Source organism: Streptomyces sp. NPDC059564 (assembly GCF_042735575.1).
Lineage (GTDB): Bacteria > Actinomycetota > Actinomycetes > Streptomycetales > Streptomycetaceae > Streptomyces.
Genome location: NZ_JBHWBP010000071.1, coordinates 1 through 18678, shown reverse-complemented (window position 1 = coordinate 18678; position 18678 = coordinate 1). Strand labels below are relative to the sequence as shown.

At 72.4% G+C, this 18678-nt stretch carries 14 protein-coding genes and 1 pseudogene; 13 read left to right on the top strand and 2 right to left on the bottom strand.

Annotation, left to right across the window (positions count from 1 at the left end):
- Positions 1 to 26: 26 nt before the first annotated feature.
- The 4 genes from ACFV0Q_RS15370 (at position 27) to ACFV0Q_RS15355 (ending at position 5650) form a co-directional block, all read left to right on the top strand.
- Positions 27 to 2255: a hypothetical protein gene (locus ACFV0Q_RS15370; RefSeq protein WP_385005366.1), complete on the top strand. Its 2229-nt coding sequence runs from the start codon at positions 27 to 29 to the stop codon at positions 2253 to 2255.
- A complete protein-coding gene (locus tag ACFV0Q_RS15365; RefSeq protein WP_385005365.1) occupies positions 2252 to 3949 on the top strand; it encodes a hypothetical protein in 1698 nt (565 codons plus the stop codon). The genes ACFV0Q_RS15370 and ACFV0Q_RS15365 overlap by 4 nt, the downstream gene beginning before the upstream one ends.
- Positions 3939 to 5300: a DUF4407 domain-containing protein gene (locus ACFV0Q_RS15360; RefSeq protein ID WP_385005363.1), complete on the top strand. Its 1362-nt coding sequence runs from the start codon at positions 3939 to 3941 to the stop codon at positions 5298 to 5300. Before ACFV0Q_RS15365 ends, ACFV0Q_RS15360 begins: the two co-directional genes overlap by 11 nt.
- Before the next feature lie 191 nt (positions 5301 to 5491).
- Complete coding sequence (locus tag ACFV0Q_RS15355; RefSeq protein ID WP_385005361.1) at positions 5492 to 5650, top strand: hypothetical protein; 159 nt, start codon at positions 5492 to 5494, stop codon at positions 5648 to 5650.
- A 6-nt stretch (positions 5651 to 5656) separates the two neighbouring features.
- Here ACFV0Q_RS15355 and ACFV0Q_RS15350 read toward each other — a convergent pair whose 3' ends face one another.
- Complete coding sequence (locus ACFV0Q_RS15350; RefSeq protein ID WP_385005359.1) at positions 5657 to 6694, bottom strand: helix-turn-helix transcriptional regulator; 1038 nt, start codon at positions 6692 to 6694, stop codon at positions 5657 to 5659.
- A 355-nt stretch (positions 6695 to 7049) separates the two neighbouring features.
- Here ACFV0Q_RS15350 and ACFV0Q_RS15345 point away from each other — a divergent pair, with 355 nt between their 5' ends.
- From ACFV0Q_RS15345 to ACFV0Q_RS15305, 9 genes are all read left to right on the top strand, one after another.
- A complete protein-coding gene (locus tag ACFV0Q_RS15345; protein WP_385005357.1) occupies positions 7050 to 7799 on the top strand; it encodes a 2OG-Fe dioxygenase family protein in 750 nt (249 codons plus the stop codon).
- A 49-nt stretch (positions 7800 to 7848) separates the two neighbouring features.
- Positions 7849 to 10707 carry an FAD-binding and (Fe-S)-binding domain-containing protein gene (locus ACFV0Q_RS15340; protein ID WP_385005355.1) on the top strand — a complete coding sequence of 953 codons (2859 nt, stop codon included), beginning with the start codon at positions 7849 to 7851 and terminating at the stop codon, positions 10705 to 10707.
- On the top strand, positions 10695 to 11453 hold the full coding sequence (locus ACFV0Q_RS15335) for a fumarylacetoacetate hydrolase family protein (protein WP_385005353.1): 759 nt from the start codon (positions 10695 to 10697) through the stop codon (positions 11451 to 11453). Before ACFV0Q_RS15340 ends, ACFV0Q_RS15335 begins: the two co-directional genes overlap by 13 nt.
- Positions 11454 to 11485: 32 nt before the next feature.
- Positions 11486 to 12208, top strand: a complete 723-nt coding sequence (locus ACFV0Q_RS15330; protein WP_385005351.1) for a sulfite exporter TauE/SafE family protein — start codon at positions 11486 to 11488, stop codon at positions 12206 to 12208.
- 61 nt (positions 12209 to 12269) lie between these two features.
- Positions 12270 to 13502, top strand: coding sequence for a pyridoxal phosphate-dependent aminotransferase (locus ACFV0Q_RS15325; RefSeq protein WP_385005349.1), 1233 nt, complete (start codon positions 12270 to 12272; stop codon positions 13500 to 13502).
- Positions 13492 to 14841: an ATP-grasp domain-containing protein gene (locus tag ACFV0Q_RS15320; RefSeq protein WP_385005347.1), complete on the top strand. Its 1350-nt coding sequence runs from the start codon at positions 13492 to 13494 to the stop codon at positions 14839 to 14841. The genes ACFV0Q_RS15325 and ACFV0Q_RS15320 overlap by 11 nt, the downstream gene beginning before the upstream one ends.
- Positions 14838 to 16100 (top strand): ATP-grasp domain-containing protein, encoded by a 1263-nt coding sequence (locus ACFV0Q_RS15315; protein ID WP_385005345.1) that lies wholly within the window; start codon positions 14838 to 14840, stop codon positions 16098 to 16100. The genes ACFV0Q_RS15320 and ACFV0Q_RS15315 overlap by 4 nt, the downstream gene beginning before the upstream one ends.
- Before the next feature lie 50 nt (positions 16101 to 16150).
- A complete protein-coding gene (locus ACFV0Q_RS15310; RefSeq protein WP_385005343.1) occupies positions 16151 to 17029 on the top strand; it encodes an isocitrate lyase/phosphoenolpyruvate mutase family protein in 879 nt (292 codons plus the stop codon).
- Positions 17026 to 18237: an MFS transporter gene (locus ACFV0Q_RS15305; protein WP_385005341.1), complete on the top strand. Its 1212-nt coding sequence runs from the start codon at positions 17026 to 17028 to the stop codon at positions 18235 to 18237. The genes ACFV0Q_RS15310 and ACFV0Q_RS15305 overlap by 4 nt, the downstream gene beginning before the upstream one ends.
- 23 nt (positions 18238 to 18260) lie before the next feature.
- Here ACFV0Q_RS15305 and ACFV0Q_RS15300 read toward each other — a convergent pair.
- Positions 18261 to 18494, bottom strand: a pseudogene (locus tag ACFV0Q_RS15300) (Uma2 family endonuclease); the annotation flags it as partial.
- Positions 18495 to 18678: the final 184 nt, after the last annotated feature.

The window sequence follows — 18678 nt, the reverse complement described above, 5'->3', positions numbered from 1 at the left end:
ATGGAATCGGTGGGGAAGGAGACGGCGTGCCCGACGAGCCCCGGCAGCCGACCGACGAGGCGAACGGCACCGCCGATCCCCGCCCCGCCCCCGAGTCTCCCGCGACCCCGTCCACACCCACGCCCGCGTCCCCGTCCCCGTCCTCCTCCGGAGTGAACTCCGGAGCCGGTTCTTCCGACAGCGACTACCGCGTCTACAACAACTTCTACGGCCCTCAGTACCACGGTCGCGCCCACTTCGGCATCGCCACCGCCACCGAGCGGCCCGGGCGGGCCCGCGCCACCGGCCTCCTCGAAGGCGACGAGATCGACGCGCTGCTTCGCTCCTACATCCGCCCCGACTGCTTCGACGAGGCGGCTCGCGAGCTGTTCCGTACGGGCGTCGTCGTCCTGACCGGCCCCCAGGGCGCGGGCAAGCGCTCCGGCGCGGTCGCCCTGCTCCGGGAGACCGTCGGGCCCTCCGCCGACTACGTGGTGCTCTCGCCCGACATCGGCCTCGACCAGCTCGCCGAGCGCACCTTCGACGCAGGTGTCGGCTATGTCGTCCTCGACCGCACCGGGACCGGTGGGACCACGGGGGGCGCCGCCGGTCCGTCCTCGGACTTCGACTGGCGCCGGGTGCGCGACCAGCTGCGCCGCCACCGCGCCCATCTGGTGATCACCACCGTGCACGGCGTGGCCGGGCGCCCCCCGGAGGCCGTACGCCATCTGTCGTGGCGGCCCCCGGCCCTGGACAAGGTGGTACGGGCCCGGCTGGTCCAGGCCCGTACCCCGCAGGAGACCGTCGAGCGGGCTTTGGCCGGGATACCGCCCCGCTGCCCCATCGCGGTCGTCGCCGACGCGGCGCAGCGGATCGCGGCGGGCGCCGACCCCGACCAGGCGTGGAAGGAGCACAGCGGCAGCGCGCCGCAGGCGGTCCAGGAGTGGTTCGGCGTCGAGGAGGAGCGGAGCCTGCGCGAGATCGCCGAGGTCACCACCCTCGCCTTCGCGCCCGGCATCGGACGGCGCGCTTTCGAATCGCTCCAGGATCTCCTCGAACGGCTCCTCGAACCGGTCTACTTCACGCCGCAGGCCGCGCCGGCCTCTGCCGACAGCGCAGCCCCTGACGCCACGGGGCAGGCCGCCACCCCCGACGGCCACGACCCGCAGCAGCGCCGCCGTGCCCGCCCGGTGGACCGGCGCCGCTCGCTCGCCCGCAACGCCCTGATCACCACCGAGATGCAGATCTACGGCGCGACCACCCGCGAGGTCATGGTCTTCGCCGACGCCGAACTGCGCCGCTGGGTGCTGCAGGCGCTGTGGCGCGATCACCCCACCGAGTACTGGGACGCGGTCCGCCACTGGCTGGGGGCGGTCGTCGAAGCCGACCCCGACCCCGTCCTCCAGCTCTCCATCGCCTCCGGACTCGCGCTGCTCGGGCACGTAGCCTTCGACGAGGTCGTACAGAGCTACCTCGATCCGTGGGCGCGCGGGGAGAGCGGCGAGACCGGGCAGACCCTCGCGGTGTACGTGCTGTGGTACATGTGCCTGGAGGAGACCCAGGCGGCCGCCGCGCTCACGCTGGCCCGCACGTGGGCGCAGTCCGCCCACCCCACCCTGCGGGGCACCGCGCTCTTCGCCTTCAGCGGCCAGCTCGGCGTCACCTTTCCCACCGACGCGGTGAAGTGGCTCTGGGCGGTGCTCCGCAGCGGCGTGCTCGTCAAACGGGAGGAGCGCGAACTCGGGCTGCAGGCGTGGGCACAGCTGTTCCTGACGCTCGTCGACTGCGAGGAGGACGCCGGCATCGTGTTCGATGCCCTGGCGCACCGGATCAGGAAGGAACGGCGCACCCGGTCCGCCGCCTACTCGGCGACCGGCCTGCTCGTCCTCGAAACCACCCTTTGGGTCTTCACCGCCACCGAGCGGCTCTCGGGCCGCCCCGCCGTCGCACGCTACGTCGCCGACCGGCCCGAGGAGGCCGATGTCGTCGCCGAGCTGTGGGCGGCGACCCTCTGCTACCGGCCGCTGCGCCGGAACGCCCTGTCCGCTCTGCTCGTCACGGCCCGTGCCCTGCCCGCCGTGACCTCCGACCCCACCGCGGCGGCCGCGCGACTCGGTCATGCCCTCGCCGCCGCGCTTCCGCAGGTCGAACACTCCTTACTCACAAGCGAGTTGGATCGACTCGCGGTCTCCCGTTCCGCTCGCGCCACGGGTCCCGACTGCGTCGCGATCCTGCTCCGCGCCCTGAACCGTGTGAAGGACAGCCACCCACGATGACCACGATCCGCAGGACCTATCCCCTGGTCGAGGAGCGCGTGCTCGCCCCCGCGCCCCGCACCGGTCGCCGGTTCTGGAACCAGCCGACCCGCTCTCACGACGAGCTGCCCCGCGTCGCCGCCCACCAGGTGCTCGTCTACCGCACCGGCGACCAGTACCTCACCGACCACGGCGTCCGCGGGCCCGGCGACGAGGCCGTCCTGAACGCCGGCTCGGTCACGGTCGTCGACTGCCGTACCGCCGTGCCCGTCACCGTCGGCACCGACGTGCCGTCCGCCGAGACCGACGGCTTCACCGTCCAGGTCGCCTTCCACTGCACGGTCACCGACCCCGTGGCCGTGGTCCGCGAGGGCGTCACCGACGTGGAGTCCCGGCTGCTCGGCTACCTTCGGGCGCTGCCCGGACTCACCGACGTCACCCAGGAATGGCCGCTCGAAGCGGGTAAGGAGGTGTCCCGGCGGCTGACCGCCCGCCTGATCTCGTACCTGGAGATGGAACCGCCGCGGATCGCCGGGCTCTCCGTCGGCGCCCCGTACCTGACGGTGCTCACCCCGGAGGAGTTCGCCGCCCAGCAGCGCCGTGCCGACGAGGAGCGGCGCGAACACGAGCAGGACCGGGTGAAGGAGGCGGTACTCCGCGAGCGCGAGCTGATGGAGCACGAGCGCGAGAAGGAGCGGGAGCGGATGGACGCCGAGCGCAAGGCGCTCGAAATGCGGCACCAGCAGGAACTCGACGACCTCAGGCGGGAGTACACCTACCGGACCGACACCGAGGAACAGCACTACACCCAGAAGCTCAAGCGCAAGAACAACGAGTTCGAGCGCACCGAGGCGCTCAGGGACCTCGAGGACTTCGGCACCGACCCGGCCAACACCGACATCCTCGCCCAGCGCAGGGGCGAGATCGCGTACACGGAGCTGGCCGAGCGGCAGCGCGAGACCGAACGGGTGCGGCGCGAGCGGCAGCGCGAGGACGAGGAGCGGCACTGGGAGAACGCCGAGCGGCGCCGCCACGCCGAACGGGACGACCTCCGCTACAGCCTGGACCGCGAGGACCGGCACCGGGAGGTCGACCGCCAGGATCAACGTGCCGCGCTCGACGCCGCCCGGGAGGATCAGCGCGAGCAGCGGGCGGCGGACCGCGACGACCGGCTGGGGCGGCGCGCGGAGCAGCGCGAGGACGTGCTGGCCGACCGGGCCGAGCGGCGCCACCGGGCCGACCGGCGCGACAACGTCAACCAGGAGCTGGGCCGCCAGATGATCAACCGCGGCCTCCTCGACAATGCGCCGCTCGACGCACGTGCCTTCGTCGAGCGCCTCAGCTCCGGTCAGGGTCTCCTCGACCAGGACCCGCCCGCCGCCGCGCAGGTGGCCGGCGCCGCCGACACCCCGCAGCTGGAGGAGGGCGACGGCGCGTCGTCCCCGGACCGCTCGAACGAGCGCCGCCGGTCGTACGACGAGGAGGCGTCGTACGAGAAGGGGGAGTACGGCCCGCGCGACGGCCGGCGTGACGATCCGTACGGGGGCGATCGGTACGGCAATGGGTACGACCGCACGGACCGGCCCGCTCGCGACGGCGACACCGACCGGGACCGCGACCGGGACCGCGACATCGACGGCGCCCGCCCCACGCGCCGCCCCCTGATCGCCGACGACGACCTCGGTGAAGCGGGGAGGGAAGAGCGTGGCCGCTGACACCCCCGTACGCCCGCCCGAGGAAGACTATGACGCGTGGGCGGCCGAGACCGGGCCCGCCCACCCCGCCCGGGGCGGCCGCCGGAACGGTCGCGGCCCCGCCGCGTTCCTGCGCCGTCTGATCGGCATCCGAGAGGAGATCCTCGACCGCGAGCCCGCCGAGCGCGCCCGCTACACCTGGTACGGCGCCATCGTCCTCAACACCGCGCTGCTCGGCGGGGCCTCCATGGCCATGGCGATCAGCACGGTCCGCGAGGGTACGCCGGTCGCGGTGGCGGTCGTCGTCGGCGTCGTGTGGGCGTGGATCGTGCTGGCCCTGGACAGCTGGCTGGTCTCCAGCACCCACGGCTACACCGGCGGACGGGCGGTCCGCATGCTGGTGCCCCGGCTGTTCCTCTCCGTGGTGCTCGGGCTCACCATCGCCGAGCCGCTGCTGTTCCAGATCTTCGACCGCGAGATACGCCAGGAGATGGCGGTCAGCAGGGAGCGCGACCTCGCCGACTTCCGGGGCAGCCTCACCGCCTGCAACCCCCTCGACGGCAAGGACACGACGAGCCGCGCGGAGTGCGGCGACTTCCATCTGACGGTGAAGGGCGCGCCGGCCTCGATCAAGGAGGACATCGCCGACAACACCGCCGCCGTCGCCCGCCTCGACCAGCAGATCAAGACCTTCAACGACGCCCTCGACAAGAAACTGGACACCGAGCGCCTCGAGTGCGCCAAGGACCGGTGGATCTGGCGCGGCAACGGCTGGGACACCACCGAGACCTGCGAGCGCGCCCGCGCCGACACCAGCGCGTACAAGCAGACGAGCAAGGTCGGCGAGTACGAGGTGAAGCGCGCCGAACTCGTCGCCAAGGACAACGTCCTGTCCGAGCAGCTGATCAACACCGGTACCGCCTACCGCACGGACGTCAAGAAGGCGATCGACGCCAAGGTCGCCGAGCGGGAGAAGTCGCAGCAGCAGGACGGACTGCTGCTGCGCGCCGACGCCCTGTCCACGGTGGCCTGGTCCGACGGTTTCGCGCTCTTCATGATGTTCCTGCTGCACGCCGTGCTGCTCCTGGTCGACGCCATGCCGGTGCTCGCCAAGCTGATGAGCGGCCCGTCCGAGTACGACCGCAGACTCGGCGAGCGGCGCGAGGCCAACCAGCGCGTGCACCGGGAGGACCAGGACGTGCAACGGCAGGTCGCCGCCATCGACCACGAGGTCCGACGGTACGCGGCCGAGGTGGGGGCCGAGGAGGACAAGGCCCGGCTTGGTCACGCCCGCTACAAGGCGCGCGCCGAGCACGCCCGCATGGTCCGCGAGGAACTCGACGCCCGTACGGCCCGGCTCCTGGGCGAGTGACACCCCCACGGTGACCGGGTCGGAAGGGGTCGGCTTCTGTGGGAGCCGGCCCCTTCCGGGTGGGTGGGGTGGGGCTTCGTCTTTATGCGGTGCGGGTTTACCACCCCCTGGGGATCTTGAACGGGGGGTGGATGGTGGATGAACATGAAGGGGCGTTGTTCAGCAGTTCGGCAGACTATGAGAGAGACACCATGCGTCGCTTCGCCACCGTTCTCGTTTCCGCCACGGCCCTGATCGCCCTGCCCGTCCTGTCGGCCCAGGCGGTGGCTCCCGTCGTGGTGGCCGGTGTCGGCGGTGATATCGGGTGGGACTCGGCCAAGCCCGCGCCGGTGCCGCTCCGGGGAGCCTGAGGCCCGTTACGGAGACGCGTCCGGGGCCTGGGAAACGTTGTCGAGGAGTTCCGACTTGGCGATCAGGTAGCCCAGTTGGGCCCGGCTGCGGCTGCCCAGCTTGGCGGACATCCTCGCCACGTACTCCTGGCACCGGCGCACGCTGATGCCCAGCTGTCCGGCCGTCACCGAGTCCGTGTCGCCGGCGACGATGTGCCGCATGATCGCCAGCTCCAGGTCGTCGGTGATGCGGGTCGTGGCCTGGTCGCGCCCGGGCGGGGTGAAGGCCAGCGCCCTGATCCACGAGCGTTCGAAGAGGGCCGCGAGGAACGAGACCACGGCGGGAGCGCGGATCTCCGCCGCCGCCCGGCGGTCCTCGTCGGCGGGGATGAACGCCACGGTCCGGTCGAAGATGATCAGGCGGTCGAAGTTCTCGTCCAGCGTCGCCACCTGGGCGCCGCGCTGCTGGATCGTGTGGACGAATGCGCGCGTCGCCGAACTGGACCGCGCGTTGTGCTGGTAGATCGTCCTCATCGCCACCCCGCGGTCCAGCATTTCCAGCGTGGACGGCAGCGATTCGCTGAGGACGGCCGCGGACCGGGCGCCGCCGGGCTGTGAGGTCAGCACTTCGCCGCGGCATTCCCGGGCCGCGAGCCGGATGGCGGCATTGATATCCGCGAAGCCGGTGTGCGTGACGTATCCGCAGCCGTTCCTGAGGTGATTGTGCCGGTATTCGGCAACCACCGGGCCCAATTCTTCCCTGACCCGGAGCAGGTTGATCGCCGATCGGGCGGAGCTTTCCAGGATTTCGGCCACGACGTAACTCCCGACCGTTTCGGGATTCACGGGAGTGAAGCCCGTTTCGCTCTGTTCGTCCGGGACTGCGAGCCCCGATGAGAGCAGCCTTTCCAGTGAATCCTCCCGGGCCTCGAAGGCCCGGTCCCCGGTGGAGGAGTCCGGCTGTACCGGCACCTGTGGCGCCGAATTCTGGGCGAGCAACTCTCGGTAGAGCTGAATGTCCTGGGCTTGTAGTGAGGCGAGTGGTGTTCCAAAGGTAGATGTCATGCCGCGTTCCCCCGATGCAGGCAACTGGTGATCCAGCCAGGCTAGTTGACGGCGCCGTGGCTGGCATCTGCGCAGGTGGAGACGTTGATCACGTCGGTCCGTCAGGATTTCGCCACCCGGCCGTCGCGTTTCGGCCCTTTCTTCGGCGGGCGTGCGGTCCGGGAATATTTGGGACCGCTCGGACCGGTGGTCCGCGGCGGCGCCGGCCGTCATGGCTCCCGTTGCCCCGCGTGTTCCTGCGGCGCAGGTTCCCGCACCAGTTTCGGCCTTGCCCGGGGAACTCCATCCGGCCAGGATCGGTGATGCCTCATTCGCTGAGGCAACGTCGTAAAGAATCCAATAAAAGGAGTGCGCAGTGACGACCGATGCAATACGGTCACAGGGCACGGCCGGGGACGGCAACGCTCCGTACCGGTATTTCTCGGATAATGATCTCAAGCAGGCGCTGGACGGTCACACGGAGGGCCAGATCAAGCTGTTCCTGGAGTCCTGGGAGGACCTGCCGGTCGACGCGTACATGAAAGACGGCGCGGACTACCGCCGCCGCCGTCACGGCTCCTTCCACTTCTCCGGCGGGGATCTCGCGGGAGATCTCGTACTGGACCCCCCGCGGGCCTTCCACCAGAGCTCCCAGGTCAATTCCCTGCACGGCGGCGTCGACCGGCACTTTCCGCCGCTGGCCGACGACGTGGCCGCCGACGGGGTGCTCCACACCCTCATCCGCTTCTTCGCCGAGCGCCTGCCCGGCGACTTCGACCCCGCCACCAGCGGCGCCGGAGTCCACCAGATCCGCATCACCGCGACCCGCGACGCGCAGGGCCTGCCGGCCCCCGAGGGCGTACACGAGGACGGGCACCACTACGTGGCGCAGGTCCTGATGAGCCGTACCGACGTCGAGGGAGGCGAGTCGCAGCTGTACGACCGCGACCGCCGCCCGATCTACAGCACCACCCTGCTCCGGCCGTTCGAGTCGATCGTGATCGACGACCGCCGGGTCTTCCACGGCGTCTCCGCCATCGTCCCGGCCGACGGAGTCCGGCAGGGCGTCCGCGACATGCTCCTGATCGACTACTTCCCGCTCCCCACCGGTGGTGCGCGCGGCTGACCCACCGTGCCCCGTCCGCCGCCCCAGCCCCCCACCCGGGAAAGACGCCATGAACGACTTCACCAGGCACCTGCAGTCACGCCTGCCCGCCGCCCGCACGGACGTGCGGACCCGCACCGCCTACACGTCCGACGCCTCGATCTACCGCGTCATGCCGACCGCGGTACTGGAGCCCCGGGACGCCGAAGAGGCCGCCCTCGCGGTGGGCATCGCCACCGAGCACGGCGTCGGCATCACCTGCCGGGGCGGCGGCACCTCCATCGCCGGCAACTCCATCGGCACCGGGCTGATCCTCGACTTCTCCCGGTACATGAACCGCATCGAGGAACTCGACCCGGAGGCCGGCACCGCCACCGTCCAGCCCGGCGTCGTCCTCGGCACCCTGCGCGACCGGGTCGCCGCACACGGCCTGACCGTCGGCCCCGACCCCTCGACGTACTCCCGCTGCACCATCGGCGGAATGATCGGCAACCACGCCTGCGGCGCCCACTCGGTGGCCTGGGGCACCACCGCCGACATCACGGAACAGGTGGACCTGCTGCTCGCCGACGGCCGCCGGATCCGCGCCGACCAGGGCTCCAGCGGCGACGCGGACATCGACCGCCGCCTCAAGCAGCTGAGGGACCACCACCTCGCGCCGCTGCGCACCGAACTCGGCCGGTTCGGCCGGCAGGTGTCCGGGTACGGGCTGGGCGCCCTGCTGCCCGAGAAGGGCTTCCACGTCGCCCGCTCACTGGTCGGCACCGAGGGCACCTGCGGCGTCCTGCTCGGCGCCAGGATCAGGCTCACCCCGATCCCCGCCGCCCGCGTGCTCCTCGTCCTCGGCCTCCCCGACGTCTACGCGGCCGCCGACTGCGCGCCCTCGCTGGCCAAGGCCGGCGCCCTGACCGTGGAAGGCCTGGACGCACCGCTGGTCGAGGCACTGCGCTCGCGCGGCGGCCGCGCCCCGGGCATCGACCTGCTCCCGCGCGGCGAGGCCTGGCTGTACTGCGAGATCGAGGGCACCGACGAGGCCGACGCCATCGCCAACGCGCAGCGCCTGGCCCGCGAGACCGACGCCACCAGCTTCATCACGGCCGACGCCGAGCAGACGGCCGCGATCTGGTCCATCCGCCGCAACGGCGCGGGCATAGCCTCCCGGATGGCCGACGGACGCCAGGCCTGGCCCGGCTGGGAGGACTCCGCCGTCCCGCCGGAGCGGCTGTCGGGATACCTGAAGGACCTGCACGCCCTCATGGCCGAACACCGGCGGACCGGCACCATCACCGGGCACTTCGGCGAGGGCTGCCTGCACGTCCGGATCGACTGGGAACTCGGCACCGAGCAGGGCATCGCCGGCTACCGGGAGTTCATCACCGCCGCCGGTGACCTCGTGGTCGCGCACGGCGGCTGCGCCTCCGGCGAGCACGGCGACGGCCGCGCCCGCTCCGAGCTGCTGGCCCGCACGTACTCGCCCGAACTCATCGGCGCCTTCGCCGCGTTCAAGAACATCTGGGATCCGCGCAACCTGCTCAACCCCGGCATCATCGTCGACCCCGCCCCCTTCGACGCCGACATCCGCCCCGGCCCGGGCCGCAACCGCAACGAGCTGCCGCTGGTCCAGCGCTTCGGCGCCGACCAGGGATCCCTCACCAACGCCGTCCACCGCTGCACCGGCGTCGGCACCTGCCGCAACGACACCGGCCACATGTGCCCCTCGTACCAGGTCACCCGCGACGAGGTGCACTCCACCCGGGGCCGCGCCCGGGTGCTGAGCGAGATGCTGCGCGGCGAGACGATCACCGACGGCTACCGCTCCACCGAGGTACGCGACGCACTCGACCTGTGCTTCTCCTGCAAGGCGTGCAAGAGCGACTGCTCGGTCAACGTCGACATGGCCGCGTACAAGTCGGAGTTCCTGCACAAGCACTACGAGGGACGGCTGAGACCGCGCGCCCACTACACCCTGGGCTGGCTGCCGCTGCTGGCGCGGCTGGCGTCGGTGGCCCCCCGTACGCTCAACCGGCTGACGCGGCGCGCGCCGCTCGCCGCCCGGCTGAGTGCCCTGGCCGGGCTGGAGACGCGCAGGCCGCTGGTGGAACTGCCCGGGCAGACCTTCCGGCAGTGGTTCCACTACCGCAAGCCGGGTGCGCGTGCGGCGGCGGGCGGCTCGGGCACCGTCGTGCTGTGGCCGGACACCTTCAGCAACCTCCTCGACCCCCGCGGAGCCCAGGCCGCCACCCGCGTCCTGGAAGCCCTCGGCTACGAGGTGGTGCTGCCCGACGGCCCGGTCTGCTGCGGCCTGACCTGGCACTCCACCGGCCAGCTGGGGACCGCCCGGGCCGTGCTCGGACGCTCGGTGGGCGCCCTGCGCGAGCACCTCGAAGCCGGCCGCGTCATCGTCGGCCTGGAGCCCTCCTGCACCCAGACCCTGCGCGAGGAGGCCGCCGAACTGCTGCCGGACTCGCCGGTCGTACGCCGGCTGTCCCAGCAGGTACGCACCCTCGCCGAAGTGGTCGCCGACCACCAGGGCCCCTGGCCGTTCGGGAAGCTCGACCAGGACGCCGTGATGCAGCCGCACTGCCACCAGGAGGCCGGCCACGGCCACGGCCCGGAGACCGAGGTGCTGCGCCGGCTCGGCGTCACCACCGACGTGATCTCCGCGGGCTGCTGCGGCATGGCCGGGAACTTCGGCTACGAACCGGGCCACTGGGACGTCTCCCAGGGCGCGGCCGAGCGGGAGCTCTACCCGAAGCTGCGCGCCGCCGGGCCGGACACCGCCGTCGTGGCCGACGGGTTCTCCTGCCGGACGCAGATCTCCCAGGAGGGCTCACGCCGTCCCGAACACCTGGCGGAGCTGCTGCTGCGCGCCCTGCCCGGAAACACCCCCGCCCAGCGCGAGAACGGAAGCGGCACATGCGCATCGTAAGGTTCGAGAAGGCGGGCACGATCCGCTACGGACTCCTCGCCGACGACGAGGTCGTCCCCCTCATCAACGGCCCCTTCGGCCCCCTGGACGTCCCCGCGGACGCCCCCCGCTTCCCGCTCGGGGAGGTGCGGCTGCTGGCTCCCGTCACCCCGGGGAAGGTCCTCGCGATCGGCCGGAACTACGCCGAGCACGCCGCGGAACTCGGCAACGAGGTGCCCGAGGAGCCGCTCGTCTTCCTCATGCCGGGCAGCGCCGTCATCGGCCCCGGCGAGGCCATCGTCAAGCCGTCCTACACCGACGAGCTCCACCACGAGGCCGAGCTCGCCGCGGTGATCGGCCGGACCTGCCGCGACCTGACGCCGGAGCAGGTGCCCGCCCACGTCCTCGGCTACACCTGCGCCAACGACGTCACCGCCCGGGACCTCCAGGGTCCGGACCGGCAGTGGTGGCGGGCCAAGGGGTCGGACACCTTCTGCCCCATCGGCCCGTGGGTGGAGACCGAACTCGACGTCAGCGCGCTCGGGGTACGGGCCACCGTGAACGGAGAGCTCCGCCAGGACGGCAACAGCTCCCACATGGTGCACCCCGTCGACCGCTTGATCAGTCACATCAGTTCGGCCATGACACTGCACCCTGGTGACGTGATACTCACCGGCACCCCCGCGGGTGTCGGACCGCTGCGGCGCGGCGACCGGGTCACGGTCTCCGTCGAGGGGATCGGCGAGCTCACCAACCAGGTCGTCTGAACCGCGCCGCCCAACCTGGAGACCCGTTCCTCATGATGCTCCTCCTCGGCGCCTTCCTGGTGCTGGCCGTCGCCTCCGTCGTCCGCACCACGGCGGGATTCGGCTTCTCCCTGGTGGCCGTCCCGCCCCTGGCCCTGCTCATCGACCCGGCGAGCGCGGTGGTCGTGGCCGGGATCATGGCCGCCCCGCTCAGCCTGTGGATCGCCGTCCGCGACTGGCGCCACGTCGACCGCCGCCTGATGACGGCCACCCTGCTGTCCGGGCTGGCCGGCGTGCCGTTCGGCGTGTGGCTGCTGGCCACGCTCTCCTCGCGGGTGCTGCTGTTCATCATCACGGGGGTGGTCCTGCTGGGCACGTTCATCGTGTGGCGGAAGATCACGCTGGGCGGCGGCCTGGCCGCGGTGATGGCCGTGGGGATGTTCTCCGGAGCCTCTTTCGCCGCCACCGGCATCGACGGCCCGCCGATGGTCGCCGCGTTCCAGAGCATGAAGCTGGAACCCAGGGTCCAGCGCGCCACGCTCGGCGTCGTGTTCTCCGGCACCAGCCTGGCCGCCCTCGTCGGATTCGGGATCAGCGGCCAGCTCACCGCGACGGTCGGGCAGATGCTCCTCGTCGGGGTGCCCGCCCTGTTCATCGGGATATTCGCCGGCGAGAAGGTCTTCCACCGTCTGAACGCCGCCCGCTTCCGCCAGGTCGTCCTCGGCCTGCTCGTCGTCAGCTCGCTCTCGGTGGTCCTGCGCGTGGCCACCGCCTGACCCCCCGGCTCCCCACCCCCGGCTCCCCACCCCGCACTTCACGGCAAGGACCCGAACCCACATGCCCGACCAGCACCACAGCCCGGGGCGCGAACCCCTCGTGCGGCTCTCCCGGCGCAGCACCGCGATATCCGGCTCCAAGACCTCCGGCACCCGCAACAAGGCGGAGGCGTTACGGGCCCGCGGCGTCGACATCGTCAACTTCGCGGCCGGAGAACTCGACTTCGCGCCCCACCCGGACCTGCTGAGCGCGCTGCGGGACACCGCAGGCGCGGACGTCCACCGCTACACCGACACCGGCGGCATCCCCGCCCTGCGCGAGGCCCTCGCCGAGCGGATCTCCCGGCTGTCCGGCGTCGCGTACTCGCCCTCCGAGGTGCTCGTCACCGCCGGCGCCAAGCACGCGCTGTACCTGGCGTGCCTGGTGCTGCTCGACGCCGGCGACGAAGCGCTCGTGCCCAACCCCGGCTGGGGGACCTTCCAGGCCCAGATCCGGCTGGCCGGGGCGCTGCCGGTGCCGGTGGAGACCTCGGACACCGGCTTCGTGCCCACCGTCGAGCGGCTCGAGGCGCTGCGCACGCCGCGGACGCGGATGCTCGTACTGAACACCCCGAACAACCCGACGGGCGCCGTCTACCCGCCCCGCGTACTGGCCGAGATCACCGCGTGGGCGCAGGCCCACGGCGTGTGGATCCTGTTCGACGAGTGCTACGGGGAGCTCGTACTGCCCGGCGCGCGGCACGCGCACCCCGCGGCGCTGGCCGAGGGCGCCCGGGAGATCGTCGTCGGCATCGGCTCGTTCTCCAAGAGCTTCGCCGTCACCGGCTGGCGGGCCGGCCACGTACACGGCCCCGCCGCGGTGATCTCCGCGATGAAGAACCTGCAGAGCCACACCACGTCCAACGTGACCAGTGTGGTCCAGCACGCGCTGCTGCCCGCCGCCCGCGGCGAACTCGACTCCTTCGTCGCCGAGGCCCGCCGGGTGCTGCTGCACCGGCACGGCATCGTCGAGAAGGCCCTGGACGCCACCGCGCACCTGTCGGCCACCACCCCCCAGGGCGCGTTCTACTTCTTCGTCGACGGCCGCGACGTCATCGGCCGGACCCTGCGCGGCACCCGGGTGACCGACGGCGGGGTGCTCGCCGAACTCCTCCTGGAGCACGCCGGGATCGCGCTGACCCCCGGATCGGCCTTCGGCAGCGAGGGCTTCCTGCGCCTGTCGTACGCCATCGCCGAGGACCGCATCACCGCGGGCCTGACCCGCCTGCGGGAGGTGATGGACGATGTCCGCTGAACTGCCGCCGCTCGCCCTGTACTTCGGCACCGTCCAGCGCCCCGAGTTCTACGCCGGACTGCTCGGCGGCGCATCCGCCCTCGGCCTGCTCCTCGACGAGGGGACGCCGCACACGCTGGAACCCCCGGAGTTCGACTTCGTCGAGAAGTTCGACTTCTCGCGGGGCGCCGGGGCCATCGCCCGCCGGATCGAGGAGATCCGCGGCCGGTACCGCCTGGAGTGCGTACTGAACGTGGACGAGACCCTCGTCCCGCTGTGGAGCGAGGTCTGCGCCCTGCTCGGCCTGCGCGGCATGACCCCGGCCGCCGCCACGGCCGTGCGCAGCAAGAGCGAGATGCGGCGCCGGTTCGCCGAGCGGATCGGCATCGAGTCCTCCGCCCGCTCCCACGTGGTCACCGACGAGGCCGGGCTGCTGCGGTTCGCCGCCGGCACCGGCTACCCCGTGATCCTCAAGCCCGGCAACCTGTGGGGCAGTTACTTCGTGTCGCTGTGCGCGGACGCCGACGAGCTGACCGCCGCCTACCGGCAGGTCCGCGACACGCTGCCCGCCTTCTCCGAGCAGCAGCGGGTGTCCGGCGTACCGGTGGAGATCCTCGCGGAGGAGTACCTGCCCGGCACCAACCACTCGGTCGAGTGCCTGGTGCTGGACGGCGAGGTGTGGACCACCCCCGTCATCGACGTGGTCACCGGCACCGACCTCGGCGGCACCGACTTCCACCACTTCGCCCGGGTGACGGCGACCCGGCTCACCGCGGACCAGCAGGAGCGGATGCGCGCGCTGGCCGGTGAGGCCGTACGCGCGCTGGACGTCGACCGGGGGCTGCTGCACGTCGAGTTCGTCCAGGGCCCCGGCGGTCCCCGGCTGATCGAGGCGGGCGGACGGCCCGGCGCGAACCGCGCCCCGCTGCTGCGCGAGGCCTTCGGCATCAACATCATCGCCGGGTACCGGGACGTCATGCGCGGCGTGCGGCCGGACGTGACCCCGGCCCGCGACGGGGCGGCGGCGGTCGTCACGCCGTACCCGGCGCACGCCGGTCGGCTGCGCTCGTACCGCACCCTGGAGGCGATCCGCGCCCTGCCGAGCACCGTGCAGGTCGACACGTACAAGCAGCCCGGGGACGTGGTGCGCCCGCGCCACGAGGGTGTGGCGGCGCCGGTGCGCATAGAGATGCGCGCGGCGTCCCCGGAGCGGCTGTCGGCGGACCTGCGGGAGCTGACGGCGCTGTGCGAGGAGCTGTTCGAGGTGTTCCCCGAGGACGCCGAGGACTCCGAGGCCGCCGTGGACGCCGTGGCCGCCGTGGACGCCGAGGACGCCGAGGTCTCCGGGGCGACGGGATGACCCGTCACATCGCGTTCCTGGAGAGCAACCTCACCGGCGCCGGGTACGAGGCGATCCTCGCGGCGCGCGAAGCGGGCCACCGGGTCACCTTCCTGACCCGGGACCTGTCCCTCTACCTCGCCGCCGGCCACGAGCGGCTCGACACCGCCTGGCTGAACCAGGTCGTGGTGTGCGACACCAACGACCCCGGGGCCGTCGCCGACGCCGTACGCCGCCTCTCGCCGCCGGCGGACGCGCTGATCTCCGTCGGCGAGTGGCACATGATCGCCGCCGCCGAGGCCGCCCGGGCGCTGGGACTGCCCGGCCCGGACCCGGCCGGGGTACGGGCCGCCCGCGACAAGTCGGCCACCCGCGCGCTGTGCGCGGCGGCGGGCGTGCCCGTACCGCGGTTCGCCCGGGTCACCAGCCCGCAGGAGGTGGCCGGGCTGGACCTCGGCTTCCCGTGCGTCGTCAAGCCGCTGGACGACGGGGGCAGCAACGGCGTCCGGCTGTGCGCGACCGCGGCCGAGGCCGCCGGGCACGTCCGTACCGTCCTGGCCGATACCCACAACGAGCGCGGCCAGCCCAAGATCCCGGCGGCCCTCGTCGAGGAGTACGTCGACGGGCCGGAGGTCAGCGTCGAGGCGCTGGTCAACGGCGGGGAGATCACCGTCCTCGCGGTCACCTGGAAGGAACTCGGCGAGCACCCGCACTTCGTGGAGACCGGCCACCACGTCCCGGCGGCCCTGGGCGACGGGCTCGACGAGCGGTGCGCCCGGGTCGCGGCCGACGCGGTGCGCGCCGTCGGGTTCGACTTCGGTGCCGTCCACGTCGAGCTGCGGCTCGCGGCCGACGGGCCCCGGCTGATCGAGATTAACTGCCGTCCGGCGGGCGACCGGATCACCCGGCTCGTCGAACTGGCCACCGGGATCGGCATCCCCGCCGAGCTGGTGGCCCTGCACCTGCCGGGGTGGACCCCGCCCCGGCCGGCCGCCAAGGGCGCCGCCGCCATCGCCTTCCTGCCCGCCGCCGCGGGAACGGTCACCGAGGTACGGGGGGAGGACGCGGCGCGCCGCCTCGAAGGGGTGGCCGACGTCAGCGTGTACGTCGCGCCGGGCGACGCCGGTGCGTCCCCGGCCAACAGCAGCGCCAACAGCGGAGCCAACAGCGGCGCCCGGCACGGGCACGTCGTCGCGACCGCCCCGACGGGGCGCGAGGCGCTCGCCCGAGCCCGCCGGGCGGTGTCCCTGCTCTCGGTCCGGACCGCCGGAACCCACTGAACGACTCCGTACGACTCCGCACGACTCTGAACGACTTCGAAGGAACCGACATGTTCAAGCCCGCTGAGTACCCCTCCTTCCGCAGCGTCCTCGCCGAGCGGCGCGCCCTCGCGCAGGCCGTCCGCGTCGCCGGCGCGCACGACGCCCTGGGCGGCCGGCTGGCGCAGGCCGCCGGGTTCGACGCCGTCTGGGCCTCCAGCCTGGAGGTGTCCGCGGCCCGCTGCCTGCCCGACGCCAGCGTGCTGACGATGACCGAGTACCTGGAGGCGGCCGCGCACACCCAGAAGGCGCTCGGCATCCCGGTCGTCGCGGACGTCGACACCGGCTACGGCAACAACCTCAACGTCGCGCACATGGTCCACGAGTACGAGGCGGCCGGCATCACCGCGGTCTGCATGGAGGACAAGCTCTTCCCGAAGATGAACAGCTTCGTCGCCACCGCGCACACCCTGCTGGACACCGAGGCGTTCTGCTCCAAGATCCGGGTCGCCAAGAGCGCGCAGCGCGGCGAGGACTTCTTCTTCATCGCCCGCACCGAGGCCCTGATCGACGGCCTCGGCGTGGACGTCGCGCTGGAGCGCTGCCACGCCTACGTGGACGCGGGCGCGGACGCGGTGCTCATCCACTCCAAGTCCCGTACGAAGGACCAGGTCCTGGAGTTCCTCCAGGCGTGGCAGGACCGGGCGCCCGTCGTCGTCGTGCCCACGACCTACCCCGACTGGCACGCGGACGACGCGGTCAAGGACGGCGTGTCCACGATCATCTACGCCAACCAGGGCCTGCGGGCGACGGTGTCGGCGCTGCGGGACACCTACGCCTCGATCCTCAGCCACGGAGACACCACGCACCTGGAGGACAAGATCGCCTCCGTCAAGGACGTGTTCGCCCTGCAGCGGCTGTCCGACTGGGTGGAGCTCGAGTCCGCGTGACGGACCGGGCGACGGACCGACCGGGGGCGGAGCGACGCGCTCCGCTCCCGGGGGTCTTCTGGCTGCTCTTCACGGGCGTCCTGCTGAACCGGCTGGGGATCCTCGTCCCGTCGTTCCTCGCGCTCTTCCTCGCCGCCGAGTCGGGCATCGGGCCCGGGGTGACGGGCATCCTCGTCGGCGTGTGGGGGGCCGGGTCGGTGACCGGCTCGCTGGCCGGGGGCGTCCTGGCGGACCGTACCGGCGCGCGGGGGGCGATCCTCGTCTCCCAGGCCACCGCCATCGGCGCCTGCGCCGTCCTGGCGGCGGTGACCCAGCCGGCCGTACTGGGCGTCGCGGCCTTCCTGGCTGGCTGCGCCTCGACCCTGCACAAGCCCGCGGGCACGGTGGTGGTCGCGCGGGCGCTGCCGGAGAGCGAGCACGTACGGGCCTTCGGCCTGCTGTACTGGGCCTCGAACATCGGGGCGGCGGTCTCCCCGGCCGTCTCCGGCTTCCTCCTGTCCGCCTCGGGGTACTGGCTCGTCGCGCTCAACGTCACCACCGCGCTCGCGTACGCCGGCCTGGCGCGCCGGCTGCCCGGGCCCCGGCCGCGGGCCGAGCCCGCCCCGGCGGGCGACGGCGGACGGGAGACCCTGCGGGGGCTGCTCGCGCCGTTCCGCAGCCCGCAGACCGCGTGGTTCCTGGCGCTCTCGTTCTGCCTGGCGGCGATCTACCTGCAGAAGCAGTCGGCGCTGCCGCTCGACATGAAGGCGCACGGCCTGTCCTCGCAGGTCTACGGCCTGGTGGTCTCGCTCAACGGCTTCCTGATCATCACCACCCAGCCGCTGGTCTCCCGGCTGACCCGGCGGCTCGCGGTGGACGTCCAGTTCCTGTGCGCGGCGGTCCTGGTGGCGGTCGGCTTCGGCGCCAACGCGCTGGCCACCGGGCCGTGGTCGTACGCGGCCGCCCTGGTGGTGTGGACGGCCGGCGAAATGCTGCTCGTCCCGCAGGCCTCGGCGTTCCTGGTCCGCCACGCACCGCCGGGCCGGGCCGGCTCGTACCAGGGCGCGTACGGCTTCGTCTGGAACCTGGGACTCGTGGTCGGCGCCCCGATGGGGATGGCGGTACTCCAGTCCCAGGGCTCCGCCACCCTCTGGACGGCCGCCCTCCTCCTGGGCCTGTCGGTAGCGGCGGCCCACACCCTGACGATGCTCCGCCGCCGCCCGCACTGAGCCCGGCCGGGCCGTCCTTCAGCGTGGACGACCGGTGCGCCGTCCTCGTCCTCGATGCACCAGGAGTGCGGGATGCCGGCCTCCGCGTACTTGTGGAGCTTGACCGTGCGGTCCCGGTGGGCGGATTCGGGGGAGACGACCTCGATGACGAGGCGGACTTCGTCCGGTGCGAACCAGGTCCGGTCACGGTCGAAGCCGGCCGTCGTCACCAGCCTTCCGGGCGGGGCGGGCGCATCCAGTCGGGCAGTGCGGTCACGTCGCCACCGTAGCGGTCCGTGGCCCCGGTTGAGGGTCAGAGGCCGCGGACCGCGGCGATCGTGAAGGTGGTGGGGGTGCCCGTGGAGGGGGTCAGGGGGCCGCCCTTGTCGAACTGGGAGCGGACCACCAGGGTGCGGGTCGGGGTGTGGGTGAGGGTGGTGGGGATCTGGAGGGACGGGTCCT

Excerpts from the sequence above, each read along its gene's own strand:
- ACFV0Q_RS15365 (WP_385005365.1), top strand. The coding sequence starts at position 2,252 with ATGACCACGATCCGCAGGACCTATCCCCTGGTCGAGGAGCGCGTGCTC.
- ACFV0Q_RS15355 (WP_385005361.1), top strand. The coding sequence starts at position 5,492 with ATGCGTCGCTTCGCCACCGTTCTCGTTTCCGCCACGGCCCTGATCGCC.
- ACFV0Q_RS15350 (WP_385005359.1), bottom strand. The coding sequence starts at position 6,694 with ATGACATCTACCTTTGGAACACCACTCGCCTCACTACAAGCCCAGGAC.
- ACFV0Q_RS15340 (WP_385005355.1), top strand. The coding sequence starts at position 7,849 with ATGAACGACTTCACCAGGCACCTGCAGTCACGCCTGCCCGCCGCCCGC.
- ACFV0Q_RS15335 (WP_385005353.1), top strand. The coding sequence starts at position 10,695 with ATGCGCATCGTAAGGTTCGAGAAGGCGGGCACGATCCGCTACGGACTC.
- ACFV0Q_RS15330 (WP_385005351.1), top strand. The coding sequence starts at position 11,486 with ATGATGCTCCTCCTCGGCGCCTTCCTGGTGCTGGCCGTCGCCTCCGTC.
- ACFV0Q_RS15325 (WP_385005349.1), top strand. The coding sequence starts at position 12,270 with ATGCCCGACCAGCACCACAGCCCGGGGCGCGAACCCCTCGTGCGGCTC.
- ACFV0Q_RS15320 (WP_385005347.1), top strand. The coding sequence starts at position 13,492 with ATGTCCGCTGAACTGCCGCCGCTCGCCCTGTACTTCGGCACCGTCCAG.
- ACFV0Q_RS15315 (WP_385005345.1), top strand. The coding sequence starts at position 14,838 with ATGACCCGTCACATCGCGTTCCTGGAGAGCAACCTCACCGGCGCCGGG.
- ACFV0Q_RS15310 (WP_385005343.1), top strand. The coding sequence starts at position 16,151 with ATGTTCAAGCCCGCTGAGTACCCCTCCTTCCGCAGCGTCCTCGCCGAG.